Origin of the sequence: Kitasatospora sp. NPDC002227 (assembly GCF_040296285.1) — a bacterium.
Lineage (GTDB): Bacteria > Actinomycetota > Actinomycetes > Streptomycetales > Streptomycetaceae > Kitasatospora.
Window position 1 is genome coordinate 1 of the sequence record NZ_JBEOWY010000003.1, and the last position, 21,217, is coordinate 21,217.

A 21,217-nucleotide genomic window follows, 5' to 3' on the forward strand; every position below is an offset into this window, starting at 1 on the left:
AGGTTCACGACCGTGTAGCCGTTGTTGGACAGGATGATGTCCACCAGGTTCTTGCCGATGTCGTGGACGTCGCCCTTGACGGTGGCCAGCACGATCGTGCCCTTGCCCTCATCGTCCGACTTCTCCATGTGCGGCTCCAGGTGCGCCACCGCGGTCTTCATCACCTCGGCGGACTGCAGCACGAACGGCAGCTGCATCTGGCCCGAGCCGAACAGCTCGCCGACCACCTTCATACCCGCCAGCAGCGTGGTGTTCACGATGTCCAGCGCGGCCCGGGTGGTGAGCGCCTCGTCCAGATCGGCCTCCAGCCCGTTCCGCTCGCCGTCGATGATCCGCCGCTGCAGACGCTCCTCCAGCGGCAGCGCCGCCAGCTCCTGCGCCTTCGACTCCCGCGAGGACGCCATCGAGACACCCTCGAACAGCTGCAGCAGCTTCTGCAGCGGGTCGTAACCCTCGCTACGGCGGTCGTAGACCAGGTCCAGGGCGGCAGTGCGCTGCTCCTCGGGGATCCGGTTGATCGGGAGGATCTTGGCGGCGTGCACGATCGCCGAGTCCAGCCCGGCCTCGACGCACTCGTTCAGGAACACCGAGTTGAGCACCTGACGCGCGGCCGGGTTGAGGCCGAAGGAGATGTTCGACAGACCCAGCGTGGTCTGCACGTCGGGGTGACGGCGCTTCAGCTCGCGGATCGCCTCGATGGTCTCGATGCCGTCCCGGCGGGACTCCTCCTGACCGGTGGCCAGGGTGAAGGCCAGACAGTCGACCAGGATCGCGCCCTCGTCCACGCCGTACTCGCCGGTCAGCTGCGCGATCAGGCGCTCGGCGATCTCCACCTTCTTCGCGGCGGTGCGCGCCTGGCCCTCCTCGTCGATGGTCAGCGCGATCAGACCCGCACCGTGCTCGCGGGCCAGGGAGGCGATCTTCCCGAAGCGGGTGTCCGGCCCGTCCCCGTCCTCGTAGTTGACGGAGTTGAGCACCGCGCGCCCGCCCAGCGCCTCCAGGCCGGCCCGGAGCACCGGCGGCTCGGTGGAGTCGAGCACGATCGGCAGGGTGGAGGCCGTGGCCAGGCGACCCGCGATCTCCTTCATGTCGGCCACACCGTCCCGGCCGACGTAGTCCACACACAGGTCCAGCAGGTGGGCGCCCTCACGGATCTGGTCCCGGGCGATCTCCACACAGGCCTGCCAGTCCCCCGCCAGCATCGACTCACGGAACTTCTTCGACCCGTTGGCGTTCGTCCGCTCGCCGATCGCCAGGTAGGAGGTGTCCTGGCGCAGCGGGACGGACTGGTAGAGCGAGGCGACCGAGGGCTCGGGGCGGGGGTCGCGGGTGCTGATCTCGCGGCCGCGCACGCGCTCGACCACGGCCTTCAGGTGCTCGGGGGTGGTGCCGCAGCAGCCGCCGACCAGGTTGAGGCCGTACTCGCGGGTGAACACCTCATGGGCGTCGGCGAGCTCCTGGGGGGAGAGCGGGTAGTGGGCGCCGTCCTTGCCCAGCACCGGCAGACCGGCGTTCGGCATGCAGGACAGGCCGACCTTGGCGTTCTTCGCCAGGTAGCGCAGGTGCTCGCTCATCTCGGCGGGGCCGGTGGCGCAGTTCAGGCCGATGAAGTCGACGCCGAGGGGTTCGAGGGCCGTGAGCGCGGCGCCGATCTCGGAGCCCAGCAGCATCGTCCCGGTGGTCTCCACCGTCACCTGCACGAACACCGGCAGGTCCAGCCCGGCCTCCTCGACGGCGGCCTTGGCGCCGAGAACGGCCGCCTTGGTCTGCAGCAGGTCCTGGCTGGTCTCCACCAGCAGACCGTCCGCACCACCGGCGATCAGACCCGCCGCGTTCTGCCGGAACCCCTCCCGCACCGTCGCGTAGTCCACATGCCCCAGCGTCGGCAGCTTCGTCCCCGGCCCGATCGAGCCCAGCACCCACCGCGGCCGCTCCGGCGTCGCGAACGCGTCGGCCGCCTCACGGGCGATCCGCGCACCCGCCTCCGACAGCTCGAAGACCCGCTCCGGGATGTCGTACTCGCCCAGCGCCGCCCAGTTCGCCCCGAACGTATTGGTCTCGACGCAGTCCACACCCACCGAGAAGTACGCGTCATGCACCGACCGCACGATGTCCGGCCGGGTCACGTTCAGGATCTCGTTACAGCCCTCGAGCTGCTGGAAGTCCTCAAGCGTTGGGTCCTGCGCCTGCAGCATGGTGCCCATCGCACCGTCGGCCACCACCACCCGGGTGGCAAGCGCCTCGCGCAGAGCGTTCGCGCGGTCTTGAGGGGCGGACGAGGGGACAAGTGTGGCCATGAGGCGCTCCCTGAGTGCGACGGCTGTCGGCTATGCGGCCCCCCATTGCGGAGGCGCACCAGGTCAGCGTATCCGCACCGACCGTCGGTTTGGAGCCCGTCCCGTATCCTGGGCGTTTCCGTTCGAGGGGGGAGCGTCCAGCATGCGGATATCCGCGGCTCGATTCCGTGGTTTCCTGGCCGGTGTCTGGCAACGCCGCAGGTGGCGGCGGTCGATCCTGGCGGCGCTCTGTGTGCTGGCCCTGCTGGTGCTGCCGGTGGCCGCGGCCGGGGTGGCGTTGCGCCTGCAGTACGCGGGCGCCCCGTCAGCGGACGCCTGGACCAGGGGGCGGGACGCCGTCTGGCTCGGCCATGCGTGGGTCGACGGACGGAAGGGGGAGCCGGAGCTCACCGCGTTGACCCGGCAGCTGGCCGGGACGGGCGTCCGGGACCTGTACGTGCACACCGGGCCGCTGGAGAGCGACGGTTCGCTCTCCCCCGCGCGCTACCCGAAGGCCGCCTGGCTGCTGGCCGCCGTGCACCGGGAGCTGCCGGGTGTGCGGGTGCAGGCCTGGCTGGGCAACGTCGTCGCCCCCGAGCACCCCGAGGCCCTGCATCTGGAGGACCCGGCCAGCCGGGAGCGGGTGGTCACCGCCACACGCCAGGTGCTGGCCGCCGGCTTCGAGGGCGTGCACTTCGACATGGAGCCGATCCGCTCCGACTCGGCCGGCTTCCTGACCCTGCTCGACCGGACCCACGCCGTCACCGCCGCCGCCGGCGCCCCGCTCTCGGTGGCCGCCCCGCAGATCGACCCGCTGCCCGGCCTGCACGTGGTCACCACCGGGCTGACCGACCACGGCAAGTGGTGGTCCCAGGCGTACTTCGGGCAGGTCGCCCGGCGGGTCGAGCAGATCGCCGTGATGTCGTACGACACCAGCATGCAGCTGGAGTCCCTCTACGGGGGTTATGTCGCCCAGCAGACGAAGCTGGCCCTGGAGGCGACCCCGCCCGGGGTCGACCTCCTGATGGGCCTGCCCGGCTACTGGGACGACACCTTCTCGCACCGCGGCTCGGCCGAGACGGTCGCCGCCGCCGTGCGCGGCGCCCGCCTGGGGCTGAGCCGGCACGGCGGCGGCCGCCGGACCTTCGGGCTGGCCCTGTACGCGGACTTCTCCGCCTCGGCCCAGGACTGGAGCTCCTTCCGCGACGGCTGGACCAGCCGGTAGCCGCCGCTACTTCACGAACCAGCCGGACAGGTCGGCGACGACCTGGGTGGTGCCGCTGAAGTTGTAGACGTCGAAGGCCCCGTCGCTACTGAGTGGAGTGGTCACGTGGTTCGGGACCACCTGGCCCGGGAGGAAGTTGAGGTTGCTGGTGCCCGGCCGCTTCTCGCTGTACGCCCAGACCGTCAGATAGCCCGGGGTGGTCGGCTGGACGGCCGTCACGTTGACCACGGCGCCGGTCGCGAGCAGAGGCGCACCGGAGGCAACCGCGACCGTGCCGCCGGGGCCGAGAGCGGAACTGGTGCGGGTGTCGAGCAGGCGGCGTGGGGTGACTGGCTCGAACAGCGCGTCGCCGTCCGGGCTGTAGTAGCCGAACAGGTCCACCACCGCCTGGGCGTGACCGGCGAAGTTGTACAGCCTCACGCTCCCGTCCGAGCCGATCGGCACGATCACCTGGTTGGCCACCGTCTGCCCGGGCTTGAAGTTCAGGTTGCTGGTCCCCGGCCGGGCGGTGCCGGAGGGGTACGCCGTGAAGTAACCCCCCGCGTCCGAGCCGGTCGAGGTCACGTTCAGCACCACGGCCTTGGCACCCCACGGCACGCCGTGCTTGCCCGCGATCTGGAGCGAGGTCTCGCCACCGGGGCCTAGCGGCTGGTCCGCCCGGGTGTCGAGCAGGCGAACCGGTGCCTGGGCGGTGAACCGGCCGGAGTCCTCGCCCCAGTGCACGCTGTAGTACCCGGCGATGTCGACAACCACGTCCGTGTCGCCGAACTTGTTGAAGATCTGGACGGTGCCGTCCGCCCCGACCGGCACAGTGACGAGGTTCGGCACCGCCTGGCCCGCCGCGAAGTTGACGTTCGAGGTGTCCGGCCGGTCGGTGCCGCCCGGGAAGACCGTCAGATACCCGCCAGAGCTCTTCGCCACCGCCGTCACGTTGAGCACCACGGCCTCCGGAGTCTTCCCGAAGATCACGTCACCCCGGCCGAGGACCGGCAGCGAGAGCGTCTGCTGCGGCCCGATGGTGGTCTTCTGCTGACGGGTGTCCACCAGCCGGGCCGGCGCCAGCGGGACGTACCCGGCGTCCTGGTAGTTGGCGTGCAGCACCTGCTGGAGCTTCTTGGTCCGGCCACCCGCGTCCTTGACCGTGATGGTGACCATAAGGTCGCCCTCCTTCCGGTACACGTGGTTGCAGGCACCGACGGTGCTCTCGCAGACGGCTGAGCCGTCTCCGAAATCGAAGCTGTAACCGGTGATGTCCCAGGCGGAGTGCGCCGTCACCACGGCGTAGTAGCTCAGACCGTGATCGCTGGGGGTGAGGCTGAAGTAGGCATCCAGCGGGCCCGGCTGGGTGGCCGTGAGGGTGAGCCGGGTCGGCACGCCGGCGTCACCGTCGGCCAGCACGGCGGTGACGCTCGCCTGGTGGGGGCCCATGGTGTCGTAGGTGTGCGAGACCGTCAGGTCGGCGGTGGTGACCTTGATGCCGTCGCCGAAGTCGTAGCGGTAACTGACCTGGCCCGACCAGCCCGCGAGCGGAGTGACCGTCAGGGAGACCGCCGAGCCCAGCGGCGTTTGGGAGCTGCTCGGGGCAACGGCGAGCTTCTGGCTGAGCGGGCTGAACTCGAAGGCGCCCAGGTCGTGGTTGCCGCTTCCGGTGTCGGGCACCGTGGGATCGGCGACCCGCTGGCGGCCGTACAGGTCCGTGGCCGACTCACCGGGGGCGGCGGCGTCCGCCGCATCGATCGCGGGCGAGCCCTCGGTCAGCGAGAGGCCCGAGATCGGACCGGTCGGGTCGAACTTCGGGTCGGCGGTCAGGTCGTGACCGGCCTGCCCCGGGACTGCCCTGGCGAAGGCGGCGGCATTCGGGTAGTCCGCTCCGGCCCAGGTGTACGCGGGCTGGTGCGGGTAGGGGTTGGTCAGGTTGTGGTCGGCCCTGGTGCCGCTCGCCGAGGCGGCCGACACGGCCAGCCGGGGCGCAGGCTGCTGGCAGTCGTGCGCCCAGGACACCAGGAGCGGGCTGGGAGCCAGCACGTTGTTCTCCACCACGGCCCTCGACGAGTCGCCGAGCAGGCTGACGGACGGTGCGCAGGCGGTGCTGACGGTGTTCCCGGTCAGGACGACGCCCTGGGTGCCCGTCACCTCGATCCCCGTGCCCAGCGAGTTGGTGACGGCGTTGGCCGAGAGCACCGTCCCCGTCGAGCCGGGCGCAATCACCACGTTGGTCCCGTGGGTGTACCCCTCGATCAGGTTGTGACTGACGGTGGTGCCCGAGGACTTGCCGTCGACCAGGATGTTCTGCGGCGAGCCGTTGGAGGCGGCGAAGAACCAGTTGCCGTCCAGCGTGACGCGGCTGGTGCCGCTGAGGGCGGCTCCCGGCCCCTGGGAGTGGACGAAGAACCCCGAGAGCGTCACGTCGTGCACACCGTCCAGGACGAAGCCCTGCTCGTCGGTGTTGGAGGCGACGATGTGGGCCAGCGTCTGGATCCCGTCACTGAGCCGCCCGCCCCGGAAGGTGATCGGCTGCTGCGGCGTACCGGAGTGGCTCAATGTGATCCGGGGCTGCACGTACTGGCCGTGCGCCACCTCGACCGTCTGCCCGGCCTGCACGACATCGGCGGCGGCCTGAATGGTGCAGAACGGCTGCGCCTGGCTCCCCGGCCCGGAGTCGGAGCAGTGCGCGGCCGTCGCGTTGTTCACGTACAGCGTGCTGCCGTCCGCTGCTGCCGCCACCCCCGGCAGCTGGAGTCCGAGCGCCATGCTCCCGGCTGTCGCCAACGTGGCCATATGTCTCAAACGCATGCATTCCCCCCGGAGTTGGCCATGGACTGCCCGGCGCTCAGGCGCCGGGCAGCACTCGCGGGAACAGCGTACGGCGGGGCTACTTGGCGCCGTTGTTCGGGGGCGTGCTTTCCCGGAACCAGCCGGACAGGTCGGCGACGACCTGGGTGGTGCCGCTGAAGTTGTAGACGTCGAAGGAGCCGTCGGGCCCCGCCTGGGTGGTCACCTGGTTCGCCACCACCTGGCCGGGCACGAAGTTCAGGTTGCTGACGAACGGCAGGTGGGTGTCGTCCGGCGACCAGACCGTCAGGTAGCCCGGGGCGGTGGGCTGGACAGCCGTCAGGTTGAGTACCGCTCCCTTGGTCCCGGCCGGGGCGGCGGAGGTGACCTCGACCGAGCCGTGCGGGCCGAGGGCGGTGGTGGTGCGGGTGTCGAGCAGGCGCCGGGCGCTGACCGGCTGGTAGAGCTCGGGGCTGCCCGGGCTGTACCAGCCGAACAGGTCGACCACGGCGTGGGCGTGGCCGGCGAAGTTGTAGAGCTTCACCGTGCCGTCCGCGCCGATCGGGACGATCACCTGGTTGGCCACCGTCTGCCCGGCGCCGAAGTTCAGGTTGCTGGTCCCCGGCCGGGCGGTGCCGGACGGATAGGCGGTGAAGTAGCCGCCCGTGTCGGAGCCGGTGGCGGTCACGTTGAGCACCGCCGCCGTGGCCCCCGCCGGGGCGTGGACCGGGATGACGGTCTCGCCGCCGGGGCCGATCGCCCCGGACTTGCGGGTGTCGAGCAGCCGGGACGGGGCCAGCGGGGTGTAGCGGCTGCCACCGGCCGTATGGGTGCTGTAGTAGCCGGAGATGTCGACCACGACGTCCGTGTCACCGAACTTGTTGAAGATCTCGATGGTGCCGTCCGGCCCGATCGGCACGGTCACCACGTTCGGCACGGCCCGGCCCGCCGCGAAGTTGAGGTTCGAGGTGTGCGGCTGGGTGGCGTTGCCCGGGTAGACCGTCAGGTAGCCACCGGCGTCGTGCGCGACGGCGGTCACGTTGAGCACCACGGCGTCCGGGGTCTGCGCGAACGGCAGTCGGGGGGACAGGTTGAGGAGCGGGAGGGTCAACGTGCGGCCCGCGCCGAGGGTGTTGTGGGTCAGCCGGGTGTCCGCCACCCGGGTGGGGGCCAGCGGGTAGAAGGCCGAGGGCTGGTAGGCGACGTGCAGGGCCTGCCGCGCGGTGGCGGTGCGGCCGCCCGCGTCCGTGACCGTCGCGGTGACGGTGACGTCGCCGTCCTGGTGGTAGGAGTGCTCGCAGGAGCCGCGCAGGGCGGTGCAGGGCGCCGAGCCGTCGCCGAAGTCGACCGACCGGCCGGTGATCTGCCAGGGCGAGGTGCCGTCCGCCTGGACGGTGTAGATCAGGCCGTGGTCGGCGGGATCGACCCGCAGGCCGGCGGTCAGCGGGCCGGGCGGGCTGACGGTCACGTCCGTGGTGGCGGAGGTGGAGTCCCCGTTCTCCAGGGTCGCGGTCACCGAGGCGTGGTAGGTGCCGGTGGCCCGGTAGGTGTGCGCCATGGACTCGGCCGTCGTCACGGCAGATCCGTCACCGAAGTCGTAGCGGTAACTCACATGGGGGGACCAGCCCTTGAAGGCGTTGACCGAGAAGGTCAGCGCCTCGCCGAGCGGCACTGCGGAGGGCAGTGCCTCCAGCAGCAGCTGCGAGCTCACCGGGGTGAACTCACCCGCCCCCCGGTCGTACGTCCCCGCGCCCGTCCCGGTGTTCGCCACGGTCGGGTCGTCCACCCGGTGGAAGCCCGACACGTCGGTGGCGAGCTCGCCCGGCGCGGCGGCGTCGGCGGAGTCGATCAGCGGTGAGCCCTCCTGCAGCCCGCCGGGGAAGTCGGGGTCGGCCTTCGGGTCCTCGGTCAGCTCGTGGGCGGCCTGGCCGGGCACCGCCTTCGCCAGCTCGACGGCCGTCGGGTAGGCCTTGCCCGCCCAGATGTACGCGGGCTCGCCCGCCGGCGGATAGGTGAGGTTCCAGTCGGCCTTGGTACCGGCCACCGAGGCGGCCGAGACGGCCAGCTCGGTGCTGAGCGTGGCGCAGCTCGGCTGGCCGGAGCGAGCCCGGTCGGTCGCCAGGACGTTGTTCTCGACCACCGACTTCGACGAGTCGCCGAACAGGCCGACCGCCACGGCGCATCCGGTGGAGACGGTGTTGCTGGTGACCACCGTGCCGGGCGCGTCGGTCACCTGCACGCCGACGCCGATCTCGTTGTAGATCTGGTTGGTGGTCACCGTCGTTCCGGTGGCACCCGCCCCGACCGTGACGGCGCCGGCGTCGTCGGTGTTGATGATGTTCCGGCTGATCGTGGTGGCCGTGGCCGCTCCGCCGACCTCGACCTCCGCCCAGGCGCGGGCGGCGTTCAGCTGCGAGAAGGTGTTGCCGTCCAGCGTGACGTGGTCGGTGTCGTGCAGCACGGCCGCCTGACCGTCCGTGTTGACCACGAACCGGGAGACCGTCACGTCGTGCACACCGTCGAGCAGGAAGCCTCGGCCCGGGCCGGCGATCCGCGGCATCGCACCGCGGTCGGCCGACCGGCCCTGGAAGACGATCGGGCTCCCCGGCAGGCCCGAGTGGGTGACCCGGATGTCGTGCTCCGGGTACACCCCGGACGCGACCAGCACGGTCTGCCCGGCCCGGACGGCATCGGCGGCGGCCTGGACGGTGCAGAACGGCTGCGCCGCGGTGCCCGTCCCCGAGTCGCTGCAGTGGGCGGCCGCGCCGTTGTCCACGTAGATCACGGCGGGGCCGGCCGCCGCCGGCCCCGGCAGTTGCAGGCCCAACCCGACGGTTGCGGCCGCGGCAAGGCAGGCCAGAGTTCTGAGACGCACGAATTACCCCCGTAATCGGTCTCACTCCGGCCGGCACGCACGCCGCCGGAGGGCGGGCCAATCATTCAACACGCCGTGCTTGCTTGTCAGTTCATCGCGCACCAGCGTGTCCGAACAGTTGTAGAGGGATCGGCCCGCGGTGGAGCACGTGCGGGACGTCGCCCCAGGGGCGGGCCGGTTCGTCCGGGGCCAGGGTGCGCAGCCGGGCCAGGGCGCGGTCGGTGACCTCGGAGACCGCGCGCAGGGTCGCCGTGGTGAGCGGGAGGTGGTCCTCGGGCCCGCCGGGGTCGGCGGAGAGTGCGCCGCGGGTCATCCGCATCAGGCGGATGCAGCAGCGCGCGGGGTCCAGCCGGGCGGCGTCGAGGGTCCAGACGGGGATGTCCGGGACGGGCCGCCCGGCGGCGCGCATCGCGGCGAAGAGGACGGCGGGATCGACCGGCGAGAGGAAGACGACCTCCGTCCAGGAGCAGTTCAGCGGGAGCACCTGTTCGTGCAGGCGGTGTTCGCGGCCCCGGTACTTGGCCAGGTGGCGGGTGTACAGGTCGGGGTGGCGGTCCCGCAGGTCGGCGAGCGGGAGGAGCTCCTCGCCGCGCGGGTCGGTGACGGCCGTGTGGTAGAGCGTGCCGCGGGCGGGGCTCAGGGGTGATTCGGGCATGAAAAAAGCGTCCGTCGCGGAGCAACTGACGGACGCGCCATAGTAATTGTACCGCCCCGGCCCCTCTGCTGTCAGCCGGGCCAGGGCGGTGCGGTTCACTTCCAGGTGTCGTTGACGGTGGGCGAGCCGGTGGCCGGGGTGGTCCAGCTGCGGTTGGCGCCGGACTCCCAGGTCACGGAACCTGAAGCGTCCTTGAGGATGTACTTGTACTCGAAGGCGGTACCGGCCGGGAGCGACACGGTGGCACTCCAGACCGGGTAGCCCGCCGAGGAGAGCGGCACCGCCTTGCCGGTGTCCCAGCCGCCCAGCGCCGGGAGGGAGCCGACCAGGTAGACGCTCTGGCCCCAGACGGTGGTGCGGGTCTCGTCGAAGGTGACCGGGACGGTCTGGCTCCAGGAGTCGGTCAGGGTGGCGTCCGAACTGGCGGTACTGGCGGTGTGATTGGCGCCGGGTTCCCAGGTCACGGAACCTGAAGCGTCCTTGAGGATGTACTTGTACTCGAAGGCGGTATTGGCCGGGAGCGACACGGCGGCGCTCCAGACCGGGTAGCCCGCCGAGGAGAGCGGCACCGCCTTGCCGGTGTCCCAGCCGCCCAGCGCCGGGAGGGAGCCGACCAGGTAGACGCTCTGGCCCGTGGTGGTGGTCCGGGTCTCGTGGAAGGTCTCGGTCACCTGGCCCGGGGTGGGCGTGGCACTCGGACTCGAGGTCACCGTGGCGCTCGGACTCGGACTCGGACTCGGACTCGGACTCGGGCTCGCTGTGGAGGTGCCGGTCGCGTAGAGGGCCACGGCGTCGCCCGGGTTCACGGTGACCGTCGCCAGGCCCGCCGCGTCGACCGTGACGGCCGGGCCGGTGCAGGCGCCGCCCGCCGCGAGGTCGCCGTGGATGATGTCGCAGTAGCTCCCGGCCGCCAGGCCGGTGGTGAAGGTGGCGGTGACGGCGCCTGCGCCGTTGTTGATCGCCACCCAGGCGGCGCTCCCCCGACTGAAGGCGATGGCACTGGAGCCGTTGTCCCACCAGTTGGCCACCGGCCGGCCCTGGGCCGCGTTGTGCCAGCCGACCATGTTGGCCACGCCGCGGTCCCGGTCGGTGCAGACCCAGCCGTTGGAGCAGTCGGTGGCGGTCACATGGCCGGCCGCGTCGGCCGGCGGCGAGTCGTCCGAGCCGTTGAAGGCGAAGCCGGAGTACACCTGCGGGGTGCCGTAGCCCCAGGCGAGCTGGAAGAGCGTCGCCAGGGTGTACTTGGTGCCGCTCTTGTAGTTCAGTGTCGAGCCGTTGCGCTCCAGGTCGTGGTTGGTGACCATCACGGCCGCCTTGTCGCTCGGCTCCAGGCCCCAACTCTGGCCGAAGGTCCTCAGGTTGGCGATGCCGCCGTTGAACTGGTCCTTGAGCTTGTACGCGTAGGTGAACTCCAGCACGCTGCCGTTCCCTTCGAAGGCGCTCGGCGCCAACTGGCCGCTGCTGCCCGGGAAGACCTCCTGGTAGACGTACGGCCGCCCGCCCCAGGCGGTGTCGGCGACGCGGGAGAGGATGTTCGCCAGGTCCGCCTGGGCGATGTGCTTGGCGGCGTCGACCCGGAAGCCGTCCACGCCGTAGCCGACCAGCTTGTTGAGGTAGCCCGCGATCTTCGCGCGGACGTCGTCCTTCTCGGTGTACAGGTCGGAGAGCGAGACGAGCTGGCACTCCTGCACCTGCTGGACGCTGTTCCAGTCGTTGATGGCGTTGCCGGCGTTCGGGCAGTTCGCGGGGTAGTCGTGGAAGCTGGCCCGGTCGTACGGGATCGAGCCGTAGCTGTAGGTGGCGGGATCGAAGCTCGCGCCGCCGTAGGAGTCGGTGCTGGTCTGGTTGGCCCCGGCGGCGTGGTTGATCACGGCATCGGCGTAGACCTTGACCCCGGCGTCGTGGCAGGCGGTGACCATGGCGGCGAACTGCGCCTCGGTGCCCATCCGGCTGTTCAGGTCGTAGCCGACGGGCTGGTACACCTCCCACCAGGGGTGGGCGCCGGCCAGCCGGATCGAGTCCTCCGGCGGGGCGACCTGGACGGCGCCGTAGCCCTTCGGGCCGAGCACGGTGGCGCACTCGTTCGCCACCGAGGGCCAGTTCCACTCGAAGAGGTTGGCGATCACGTCACCCCCGTTCGGGCGGGTGGCGGCCTGGGCCTCCGGGTGCAGGCCGAGCGGCAGCAGGGCGCCCGCGATCAGGGTGGTGGCGGCGAACAGTGCTCTTCGGGCGTGGTGGGGCACGCGCATTCTCGTCAACTCCTATGCCGGGTGGGGGCTGTGACGGCGGAGTAGACACTCCCGCCCGGCCGGAGCACCGTCAAGGGATCGCGCAAACATTTTCAGAATGTTGCAGCAATTCTTTTCGCATTACGATGCGTAGTCAACCGACCGCACAACGTCATCGGAGAACGCCAGTGCGCCACCGTCTGCTCGCCGTCGCAGCCGCGCTCACCTTCACCTTCGGCCTGGGCGCCGCGACCCCGGCCGCCGCCGCCACCCCCGCCTCCTACGCCGCCCTCGGCGACTCCGTCGCCGCCGGGGACGGCGCGGGCGACTACCGCGCCGACGGCACGGACTGCCACCGCAGCAACCGCTCCTACCCCGCGCTCTGGTCGGCCGCCAAGGGCGCCGGGGAGTTCCGGCTGCCCGCCTGCAGCGGGGCCACCACCCAGGACGTGCTGGACTCCCAGCTCGCCGAGGTGAGTCCGGCCACCACGGCCGTCACGCTCACCGTCGGCGGCAACGACGCCGGCTTCGTGACCGCGGTCGTGGACTGCCTCCAGCCGTTCACCACCGACGCCAAGTGCGATGCCGCGCTCGACGAAACGGCCCGCCGGCTGCGCGAGGACCTGCCCGTCCGGCTCGACCGCACGTACCAGGCCGTCCGGGGCGCCGCGCCGAACGCCACCGTGGCGGTGGCCGGCTACCCGCACCTGCTCGAGACCGGCACCCCATCCTGCGCCGTGGGCACCGAACCCCGCCGGGTGCGGATCAACGCGCTCGCCGACCAGCTGGACGACCTGATCTCCCGCCAGGCCGACCAGCACGGATTCCGCTTCGCCGACCCCCGCCCGGCCTTCGCCGGCCACGGCGTCTGCGCGACCGGCGGCCACGAGTGGATCAACCGGATCGTCTTCCTCTCCCTCTGGGAGTCCTTCCACCCCACCGCCGAGGGCTACCGCCTCGGCTACCTGCCCGCGGTCACCGCCGCACTCGGCTGAGGCTGCGTAACCGTTCCTGGAGACTGAGTGGGAGTGAGTCCTGTTGCCAGAACTCACGCTCAGCCGGACGCCCCGAACGGTCCTGGGCGTTCTGGTCGACCGCGTTCGACCCATGTCCGGCGCCGGCGGATCGTGTCCGTGGTCCAGGTACACGGGGGCGGGCTCCCTCACGCCCCCGGTCGCCCGGTCGGGCCTGGGCGGTCCGATGCCCCGCACGATCGCTCTGGTCGTGCGGGGGCGGTGTCGTCCGTCGCCGGATCGGGTGGCCGAGGGCGCGTCTGCCGATCGCCACCGCAGCGGCGGCGTGTCGGCTGGTCCTGCGGTTCTTCGTGGTGAGCGGTTTCTGCCAGTGTTCGGCGCCCCACTTGCTGGTGTAAGCGGGATCGACGGCGATGACGCCGATCCCGGCTTCCGCGCACATCGACAGCAGGCGGGCACGGAGCCTGGCGGTGGTGCCGCGACTTGACGAACCACTCGCGCTCGGAGCGGTAGCCGCCAGGCTGGTGCTTGGTCCCCTTCTCGCCGACCCGCAGCGACAGCCGGTGCCGGACCGTCCTGATCCCAGCCTCCAGCGACTGCGGATGAGCGGCCTGCGCGCGCCGCGACAGACCCCACTGATCATGCGTGTTCGCGGTCACCGAACCGGCCCACCGCGACGACGACACCGCAGTCAGCTCCCGCTTGCGCTCCGCCCACCTCCGACTGGAGTGCCCCAGACCATCGGCGCACCTGCGGGCCAGATCAGCGGACGCCAAGGAGCCCAGGTGTCCACCGACCAGCCGCAACACCGTCTCGTCCCGCTCCGTCAGCCCCTTGAGCCGGTCGCGTACCGACACACCCGACGGACCGTGCACGACGAACGGACGGGCGATCTGCCGCAACACCTTCCGCTGCTCAGCCACACTCGATCACCTCCGCCTGACTCGCCGGCCGCCAGCACCGGGAAACCTACCCGCCACCGCTGACAACGGCCTCAGGTGTTGATTACCCCTTGGCTGCCCAGGCATCAAAGCCCGTAGGCTGGGCAGGTAGGGACCATGGAGCAGCGTGCTCCGGCACGGGTTCCGAGGAGTCAGGTTCAGAGGTTCGGCAGCTGGTCGGCCGACCGGAGGGAGACGCTGGGTGATCGAGCTGGAGGATGTTCCCGAGTTGATCGACCCGGTGATGGTGTGTGCCTTCGAAGGGTGGAACGACGCGGGCGACGCCGCCTCGACGGCGGTGAGCCACCTGGACGACACCTGGGGTGGCAAGGTCTTCGCCGCGCTGGACGCCGAGGACTACTACGACTTCCAGGTCAACCGCCCGACCGTGTGGCTGGACGGCGGCGTCCGCCGGATCACCTGGCCGACCACCCGTCTGTCGGTGGTCCGGGTGACCGAGCCCAAGCCGCGTGACCTGGTGCTGGTCCGGGGGATCGAGCCCAGCATGCGCTGGCGCTCGTTCTGCAACGAGCTGCTCGGCTTCGCGCACGAGCTGGGCGTCGAGCTGGTGGTGATCCTGGGCGCGCTGCTCGGCGACACCCCGCACACCCGCCCGGTGCCGGTCAGCGGCGTCACCTCGGACAGCGCGCTGGCCCGCACCCTCGACCTGGAGGAGAGCCGGTACGAGGGCCCGACCGGGATCGTCGGCGTGCTGCAGGAGGCCTGTGCGCACGCGGGCGTCCCGGCGGTGACGCTCTGGGCGGCCGTGCCGCACTACGTCGCCCAGCCGCCGAACCCGAAGGCCACGCTGGCCCTGCTCAACAAGCTGGAGGACTTGCTCGACCTGCGCATTCCCCCGGGCGACCTCGCCGAGGACGCCCGCGCCTGGCAGCTCGGAGTGGACCAGCTGGCCGCCGAGGACAGCGAAGTGGCCGAGTACGTCCAGCAGTTGGAGGAGGCGCAGGACACCGCCGAGCTGCCCGAAGCCTCCGGCGACGCGATCGCCCGGGAGTTCGAGCGCTACCTGCGCCGCCGCGACAACCTGGGGCCGACCGGCGAGAAGCCCTACGCGGGCCACGCCACGGCCGAGCGTCCGGAGCCCGCCAAGGAGGACGAGCCCAAGGACGAGAACACCCAGGACGAGAACACCGAGGACGGCTCCGCGGAGGAGTAGGCACGGCCGAGGGGTGCGGGAGCACCCGCACCCCTCGGCTCGCCGGTGCTACTGCCCGATGTGCTGGACGATGTCCACCACGCGGTGCGAGAAGCCCGACTCGTTGTCGTACCAGCCGAAGACCTTCACGTGCCGCCCGCCGCCGGAGACGGTGGTCAGCTGGGCGTCGAACACGCAGGAGGCCGAGTCGCCGACGATGTCGCTGGAGACCAGCGGCGCCTCGACGTACTTGAGCACGCCCGCCAACTCGCCCTTGGCCGCCGCCGCGTAGGCCGCGTTGATCTCGGCCACGGTGACCTCACGGCTGAGGTTGACCGACAGGTCGGTGATCGAGCCGACCGGCACCGGCACCCGCAGCGCGAGGCCGGCCAGCTTGCCCTGCAGCTCGGGGAGCACCAGGCCGATCGCCTTGGCGGCGCCGGTCGAGGTGGGCACCACGTTGGCGGCGGCCGCGCGGGCCCGGCGCAGGTCCTTGTGCGGGCCGTCCTGCAGGTTCTGGTCCTGGGTGTAGGCGTGGACGGTGGTCATCAGACCGTCCTCGATGCCGAACGAGTCGTGCAGCACCTTGGCCAGCGGGGCAAGGCAGTTGGTGGTGCAGGAGGCGTTGGAGACCACGTGGTGGACGTCCCCGTCGTAGTCGAGGTGGTTCACGCCGTAGGCGAGCGTGATGTCCTCGTTGCTGGCCGGGGCGGAGATCAGCACCTTGCGGGCGCCGGCCGCCAGGTGCGCCTTGGCCTTGGTGGCATCGGTGAAGATGCCGGTCGACTCGACCACCACCTCCACGCCCAGCTCGCCCCAGGGCAGCTTGGCCGGGTCGCGCTCGGCCAGCACCTTGATCTGCCGCTCGCCGACGTGGATCACGTCGCCCACGGCGTGCACCTCGACGTCGAGGCGGCCCATCGTGGTGTCGTACGCGAGCAGGTGGGCAAGGGTGGCCGCATCGGTGAGGTCGTTGACGGCCACGATTTCGAGGTCGGTGTCACGCTGGAGCACAGCGCGCAGGAAGCCCCGGCCGATCCGGCCGAATCCGTTGACGCCTACCTTGATTGTCACGTCTGTTCCTTCGTTCGTATTGGTACGGGAAGGCGGACTGACTACTTGCGGGCGGCGAGGATCACGCCGACACCGCCGAGCAGCAGACCGATGATCGCGAGGGTGTTCAGGGTCTGGCCGACGACGATCCATCCGAGCACCGCGGTGACGGAAGGGGTCAGGAAGAACAGCGTGCCCACCCGGCTTGCGGCCTGCTTGCGCAGCATCCAGTTCAGCAGCAGGAAGGTGCCGACGGAGTTGATCAGCACGATCCAGGCGAGCGCCGCACCGAACGGGCCCCAGTGGCTGACCCCCCGGTCCTCCAGCAGCAGCGAGAGCAGCCCGACCACGGGCGCGCTCACCAGGAAGTGCACGGCGGTGCTGCTGCGGACGTCCGTACCCGGGGTGAATCGCTTCTGGTAGACCGTGCCGATGCTCAGGCCAAGGAGGCCAACGAAGCAGAGCAGCACGGCCGGGACGGAGACACTGAGCTCCCCCACCACCGCGAGGGCGACGCCGACCGCACCGACGCCGAACCCGAGCCACTGGCGGCGGGAGATCCGCTCACCCAGCACCCCACCCGCCATCAGCGCGATCAACACCGGGTTGAAGCCCTGCACCAGGGCCACCACGCCGCCGGGGAGCCCGGCGCCGATCGCGGTGTAGAAGGCGCCGAACTGGACGGCCTGCATGAGCAGGCCGACCACGGCGACGTGGAGCAGCATCCGGCCGCGCGGCCAGGGTGAGCGGGAGACCAGGGCGATCACCGTGAGCAGCACCCCGGCCGCGGCGAACCGGGCGAAGGTGAGCAGCAGCGGCGGGGCCGCCCCGGTGCCGAAGACCGCCGCGACGAAGGCGCTGCTCCACAGCACCACGAAGACGGCGGGCACGGCGGCCGTGACCCAGCCGGGGACTACGGGGGTCGCGGCAGAGGGCTCGCCCGTCGGCACGGCTGCCACCGCCGTCTCGGGCCTGACGGCCGCTTTCACGTCCTGAACTGACACGGAGGGGATCCTCACGTTCCGGGGTAACCGTCCAACGGGGTTACGTAGAGGCTAGGGGACCTGCTGGGCCAACGCAACCGGTCAATGCGGTTATGTCGACTATGCTGAACCGATGGAGTTCGTCTTCGTCAGCGGCCACCCCGCTCTGGATCTCGCCGGAACCGTCCAGCACCGGCGCACCGATGCCATCGATCTGCTCACCACCCCGGCGGCGCTGGCCACCTGGGTCTCGGCCGCCGGCCTGGTCGACTCGCCCACCCCCGCGAGCGCCGCCGACCTGGCCGAGGCCGTCACCCTGCGCGAGGCCGTCTACCGACTGGGCCGGGCCGCCGCCGCGGGCGAGCCCTACCCGGCGGCCGACCGGGAGCTGCTCAACGCGGCCGCCGAGGGCCCGGCCCGGCGGCTCGAGCTGCTCGCGGACGGCACCCTGCGCCGCACCGGGAGCCTGCCGGCCGTCCTGGCCGACCTGGCCCGCTCGGCCGTGGAGCTGCTGGCCACGCCGTCCGCCGAAGGGGTCAAGGAGTGCGCGGGGCCCCGCTGCACCCGGCTCTACCTGGACCGGTCACGGCGGGGCTCCCGCCGCTGGTGCGACATGAAGGGCTGCGGCAACCGGGCCAAGGCCGCGGCCTTCCGAGAGCGGCATCCGGCGGAGGCCTGACCTCAGGCCAGGTGGACGGGCTGCTCCCAGACCACCAGGACCAGGCAGCCCTCGGGGCTGCGCGGGGCGTGCACGCTGTCCGGCGGCATCACCAGCAGGCTGTTGGCCGGGTAGACGCCGTCGTCCGTCTCCAGGACGCCACTGAGGACGTAGATCGTCTCGTAGCCGGGGTGGCGGTGCGGCGCCGTGGTCGCCCCGGGCGCGTACCGGACGATCGCGGCGGCCGGGCCGTCGGCGCCGGTCTCCTCGGTGGAGTAGAGCTGGTGCATCTCGATCCCGACCCGGCCGTTGCTGCGCACGGGCCGGAAGTCCAGCTCCCGGTGGTCGATCGGCCCGCCGGTGATCCCGGAGAACAGTACGGGCGGCAGTTCGGCGAGCAGTTGCGCGGTCATGCGGTCCCTCCGCTGTCTCGGCACGTGAATTGGTCTAGGCAAGTTGACGCCTCTGTGCCAAGTGTCCGGCCGGGGAGGGGGGCCGGCCGTCGTGGACAGCGAGTCGACGGCGATCCTGTCAGGTCGTCAACTCAGCTGCCCCGTGCGTCACTTGCGTTGCGAGGGAACGGCGAAGGGGGGCACGGTCGCCCGTGCCCCCCTTCGCCGGGTGGTCGTTACAGCGCGACGCCCAGCAGGGCGTCCACCGTCCGGGAGACCAGGCCGGGGGCGGAGATGTCCTCGCCGCCGGTGCTCTCCTGCCGGGCGGCCCAGGCGTCCACGGCGGCCAGCGCCGCCGGGGTGTCCAGGTCGGCCGCGAGCGCGGTGCGGACCAGGCCGAGCAGCTCCTCGGCGGCCGGGCCGTCCGGCCGGGAGACGGCCGCGCGCCAGCGGGCCAGGCGCTCCAGGGCGGCGTCCAGGTCGGCCTGCTGCCACTCCCAGTCGCTGCGGTAGTGGTGCGCGAGCAGGGCCAGGCGGATCGCCGCCGGGTCCACGCCCTCGCGGCGCAGCTTGGAGACGAAGACCAGGTTGCCGCGGGACTTGGACATCTTGTGCCCGTCCAGCGCGACCATCCCGGCGTGCACGTAGGCGCGCGCGTACGGGTGGGCGCCGGTGGCGCTGTGCGCGTGCGAGGCGCCCATCTCGTGGTGCGGGAAGGACAGGTCGCTGCCGCCGCCCTGGATGTCGAAGCTCATCCCGAGGTACTCGAGCGCGATGGCCACGCACTCGATGTGCCAACCGGGGCGGCCGTGGCCGAGCTCGGTGTCCCAGGCGGGCTCGCCCGGCCGGGCCGAGAGCCAGAGCAGGGCGTCCAGCGGGTGCTTCTTGCCCGGGCGCTCCGGGTCGCCGCCGCGCTCGGCGAAGATGGCGGCCATCGCCTCGCGGTCCAGGCCCGAGACCTCGCCGAAGTGCGGGTCGGCGTCGACCGAGAAGTAGATGTCGCCGTCCAGCTCGTACGCGGCGCCGCTCGCCAGGAGCTTCTTCACCAGCGGCACGATCCACGGGATGGACTCCACGGCGCCGATGTAGTGCGCCGGGGGCAGCATCCGCAGGGCGGTCATGTCCTCGCGGAACAGCGCCGTCTCACGCTCGGCCAGCTCCGTCCAGTCCTGCCCGGTGGCGACCGCGCGCTCGAGCAGCGGGTCGTCCACGTCGGTCACGTTCTGGACGTAGAGCACGTCGTGCCCCGCGTCCTTCCAGACCCGCTGGACGAGGTCGAACGCATTGTAGGTGGCGGCGTGGCCCAGGTGGGTCGCGTCGTAGGGGGTGATGCCGCAGACGTAGAGCCGGGCGGTGCCGTCCTGCGGCACGACCTCCCGGACCTCGCCGGTGGCGGTGTCGTGGATGCGGAGGGGAAACCCCTGACCAGGCAGGGCGGGAACCTCGGAGGCGGGCCAGGAATGCATGAAAGTGACTCTAACCTTGCGTTGAATTGAAAGGCCAACTACTAAGCGGGATCGGCTTGAAATCGGTTTTCGACTACGTCAGCTCTACGTCAGATCGAGGACCGACTCCTTCTGTCACACCGGCGGCCAGGGGATCGACGGCCAGTCAGGCGAGGGCAGCGGGTGCCGGCCGGTCTCCCGCAGCCGCGCCACTCTGGCCTCGACGGCCCGGAGTTCGGCCGCCGTCAGGTGCGGGGCCAGCGTCTGGCCGAGCGGGCCGGCCAGCCCCACGGCCAGCCGGGCCAGCACCTCGGCGGCCTCCTCGGTGAGCGGCTGCCCGGCCCAGCCCCAGAGCAGGGTGCGCAGCTTGCCGGGCACCGCGAAGGTGACGCCGTGGTCGATGCCGTACAGGCGGCCGTCGGCGGCGCAGATCCAGTGGCCGCCCTTGCGGTCGGAGTTGTTGAGCACTGCGTCGAGCACCGCGAGGCGGCGCAGCCGCTCGTCGTCCCGGTGCACGAGCAGCGCGGTGCGGCCCTCCTCGACCTCGGCGCGGACGATCGGCAGCCAGCCCGGCTCCGGCTCGGGCTCCGGCTGGAGCTCGAGCAGCTCGGGGGCGCCGTCGACCGGCTCGACCCACACCTGGGCCATGCCGGCGCCGTGCGGCCCCTCGCGCAGCACGGTGGGGGGCACCAGGGCCCACCCGGTGGCCGCGGCCACTTCGTAGGAGGCCACCTCGCGCCCGGCCAGCGTGCCGTCCGGGAAGTCCCACAGCGGGCGCTCCCCCGCGACGGGCTTGTAGACGCAGGGGGCGGTGAGCCCGTCCAGCGTCACCGAGCAGTAGAGGACCGCGTTGGAGGCGTCCGTCACCCGGCCGTGGACGGTCAGCTCGCCCTCGCGCAGCAGGGTGAGGGCGGTACCGGGGTCGGCGGCGAGGGCGGCGCTGACCGCTGGGTCCGCCACCGGCACCTGGTCGGTGTCCATCAGCGGCGGTAGCCGTTCGCCCGGGGGCAGAGGTGGCCCTCGGGGTCGAGCGGCAGGTTGCAGAACGGGCAGGGCTTGCGCCCGGCGGCGACCAGGTCGAGCGCGCGCTTGGCGAAGACCCGGGCCATCGCACCGGAGAGCCGGACCCGGAGCATGTCCGGCCCGTTCTCCTCGTCGGCGAAGACGTCCTCCTCGGTCTCCTCGTCCTCCTCCGACTCCACCACGGCCTGCGCCTCGACCACCAGGCACTCGTCCACACTGTCCCAGGCCAGGGCCATCGTGCCGACCCGGAACTCCTCCTCCAGCGGGAGGTCGAGCGGGGCGGTGTCGACCAGCTCCGACGGGGCGGTCACCGGGATCGTCGCGGTGCCGCCGCTGCGGCGCAGCGCCTCGTCGAGCACCTCCTCGACCCGCTCGGCCAGCGCCGCGACCTGGGCCTTCTCCAGGAGCACACTGGTGATCCGACCCCGCGAGCTGGCCTGCAGGAAGAACGCCCGGGCTCCGGGCTGGCCGACGGTACCGGCCACGAACCGCTCGGGCTGGTCGTAGAAGTGGACCTGACGGGGCACGCTCTCGCTCCGGGTTCTGATTGATCGTGGGCTCACC

15 protein-coding genes and 1 pseudogene are annotated in these 21,217 nt (G+C 71.6%); 4 read left to right on the plus strand and 12 right to left on the minus strand.

The window, feature by feature from the left end:
• A partial coding sequence (gene metH, locus ABT095_RS03655; protein WP_350527616.1) for a methionine synthase occupies positions 1 to 2,297 on the minus strand: 2,297 nt, incomplete at its 3' end.
• 142 nt (positions 2,298 to 2,439) lie between these two features.
• On the opposite strand from metH, the gene ABT095_RS03660 reads away from it, so the two are divergent.
• Positions 2,440 to 3,501, plus strand: a complete 1,062-nt coding sequence (locus ABT095_RS03660; protein ID WP_350527617.1) for a glycoside hydrolase family 18 protein — start codon at positions 2,440 to 2,442, stop codon at positions 3,499 to 3,501.
• A 6-nt stretch (positions 3,502 to 3,507) separates the two neighbouring features.
• Here ABT095_RS03660 and ABT095_RS03665 read toward each other — a convergent pair whose 3' ends face one another.
• The 4 genes from ABT095_RS03665 to ABT095_RS03680 form a co-directional block, all read right to left on the minus strand.
• Positions 3,508 to 6,252, minus strand: a complete 2,745-nt coding sequence (locus ABT095_RS03665; RefSeq protein ID WP_350527618.1) for a right-handed parallel beta-helix repeat-containing protein — start codon at positions 6,250 to 6,252, stop codon at positions 3,508 to 3,510.
• A 121-nt stretch (positions 6,253 to 6,373) separates the two neighbouring features.
• Entirely contained in the window at positions 6,374 to 9,148 is a 2,775-nt protein-coding gene (locus ABT095_RS03670) for a PKD domain-containing protein (protein WP_350527619.1), read from the minus strand.
• 91 nt (positions 9,149 to 9,239) lie between these two features.
• Positions 9,240 to 9,803 carry a hypothetical protein gene (locus ABT095_RS03675; protein ID WP_350527620.1) on the minus strand — a complete coding sequence of 188 codons (564 nt, stop codon included), beginning with the start codon at positions 9,801 to 9,803 and terminating at the stop codon, positions 9,240 to 9,242.
• Between the two features lie 95 nt (positions 9,804 to 9,898).
• Positions 9,899 to 12,052: a carbohydrate-binding module family 20 domain-containing protein gene (locus ABT095_RS03680; protein WP_350527621.1), complete on the minus strand. Its 2,154-nt coding sequence runs from the start codon at positions 12,050 to 12,052 to the stop codon at positions 9,899 to 9,901.
• A 167-nt stretch (positions 12,053 to 12,219) separates the two neighbouring features.
• Here ABT095_RS03680 and ABT095_RS03685 point away from each other — a divergent pair, with 167 nt between their 5' ends.
• The gene (locus ABT095_RS03685; protein ID WP_350527622.1) at positions 12,220 to 13,026 is read left to right on the plus strand and encodes an SGNH/GDSL hydrolase family protein; all 807 of its coding nucleotides are present in this window, start codon (positions 12,220 to 12,222) and stop codon (positions 13,024 to 13,026) included.
• Here ABT095_RS03685 and ABT095_RS03690 read toward each other — a convergent pair.
• Positions 13,007 to 13,910 (minus strand): annotated as a pseudogene (locus ABT095_RS03690) (transposase family protein). The gene ABT095_RS03685 and the pseudogene ABT095_RS03690 sit on opposite strands and share 20 nt — an antisense overlap.
• A 238-nt stretch (positions 13,911 to 14,148) precedes the next feature.
• On the opposite strand from ABT095_RS03690, the gene ABT095_RS03695 reads away from it, so the two are divergent.
• The gene (locus ABT095_RS03695; protein ID WP_350527623.1) at positions 14,149 to 15,120 is read left to right on the plus strand and encodes a PAC2 family protein; all 972 of its coding nucleotides are present in this window, start codon (positions 14,149 to 14,151) and stop codon (positions 15,118 to 15,120) included.
• Positions 15,121 to 15,168: 48 nt separating this feature from the next.
• On the opposite strand, the gene gap is transcribed toward ABT095_RS03695, so the two are convergent.
• Together gap and ABT095_RS03705 are read right to left on the minus strand one after the other, a co-directional pair.
• Positions 15,169 to 16,173: a type I glyceraldehyde-3-phosphate dehydrogenase gene (gene gap / locus ABT095_RS03700; protein ID WP_350527624.1), complete on the minus strand. Its 1,005-nt coding sequence runs from the start codon at positions 16,171 to 16,173 to the stop codon at positions 15,169 to 15,171.
• A 41-nt stretch (positions 16,174 to 16,214) separates the two neighbouring features.
• On the minus strand, positions 16,215 to 17,156 hold the full coding sequence (locus tag ABT095_RS03705) for a DMT family transporter (protein ID WP_350527625.1): 942 nt from the start codon (positions 17,154 to 17,156) through the stop codon (positions 16,215 to 16,217).
• 112 nt (positions 17,157 to 17,268) lie between these two features.
• Here ABT095_RS03705 and ABT095_RS03710 point away from each other — a divergent pair, with 112 nt between their 5' ends.
• Positions 17,269 to 17,814 carry a CGNR zinc finger domain-containing protein gene (locus tag ABT095_RS03710; protein ID WP_350527626.1) on the plus strand — a complete coding sequence of 182 codons (546 nt, stop codon included), beginning with the start codon at positions 17,269 to 17,271 and terminating at the stop codon, positions 17,812 to 17,814.
• A 2-nt stretch (positions 17,815 to 17,816) separates the two neighbouring features.
• Here the strand turns inward: ABT095_RS03710 and ABT095_RS03715 are convergent, their stop codons facing one another.
• The 4 genes from ABT095_RS03715 to ABT095_RS03730 form a co-directional block, all read right to left on the minus strand.
• Positions 17,817 to 18,206, minus strand: coding sequence for a cupin domain-containing protein (locus ABT095_RS03715; RefSeq protein ID WP_350527627.1), 390 nt, complete (start codon positions 18,204 to 18,206; stop codon positions 17,817 to 17,819).
• Between the two features lie 215 nt (positions 18,207 to 18,421).
• Positions 18,422 to 19,651, minus strand: coding sequence for a cysteine--1-D-myo-inosityl 2-amino-2-deoxy-alpha-D-glucopyranoside ligase (gene mshC / locus ABT095_RS03720; protein WP_350527628.1), 1,230 nt, complete (start codon positions 19,649 to 19,651; stop codon positions 18,422 to 18,424).
• Positions 19,652 to 19,765: 114 nt separating this feature from the next.
• Positions 19,766 to 20,611 carry an SCO1664 family protein gene (locus tag ABT095_RS03725; protein ID WP_350527629.1) on the minus strand — a complete coding sequence of 282 codons (846 nt, stop codon included), beginning with the start codon at positions 20,609 to 20,611 and terminating at the stop codon, positions 19,766 to 19,768.
• Positions 20,611 to 21,180, minus strand: coding sequence for a DUF3090 domain-containing protein (locus ABT095_RS03730; RefSeq protein ID WP_350527630.1), 570 nt, complete (start codon positions 21,178 to 21,180; stop codon positions 20,611 to 20,613). Before ABT095_RS03730 ends, ABT095_RS03725 begins: the two co-directional genes overlap by 1 nt.
• Between the last annotated feature and the right edge of the window lie 37 nt (positions 21,181 to 21,217).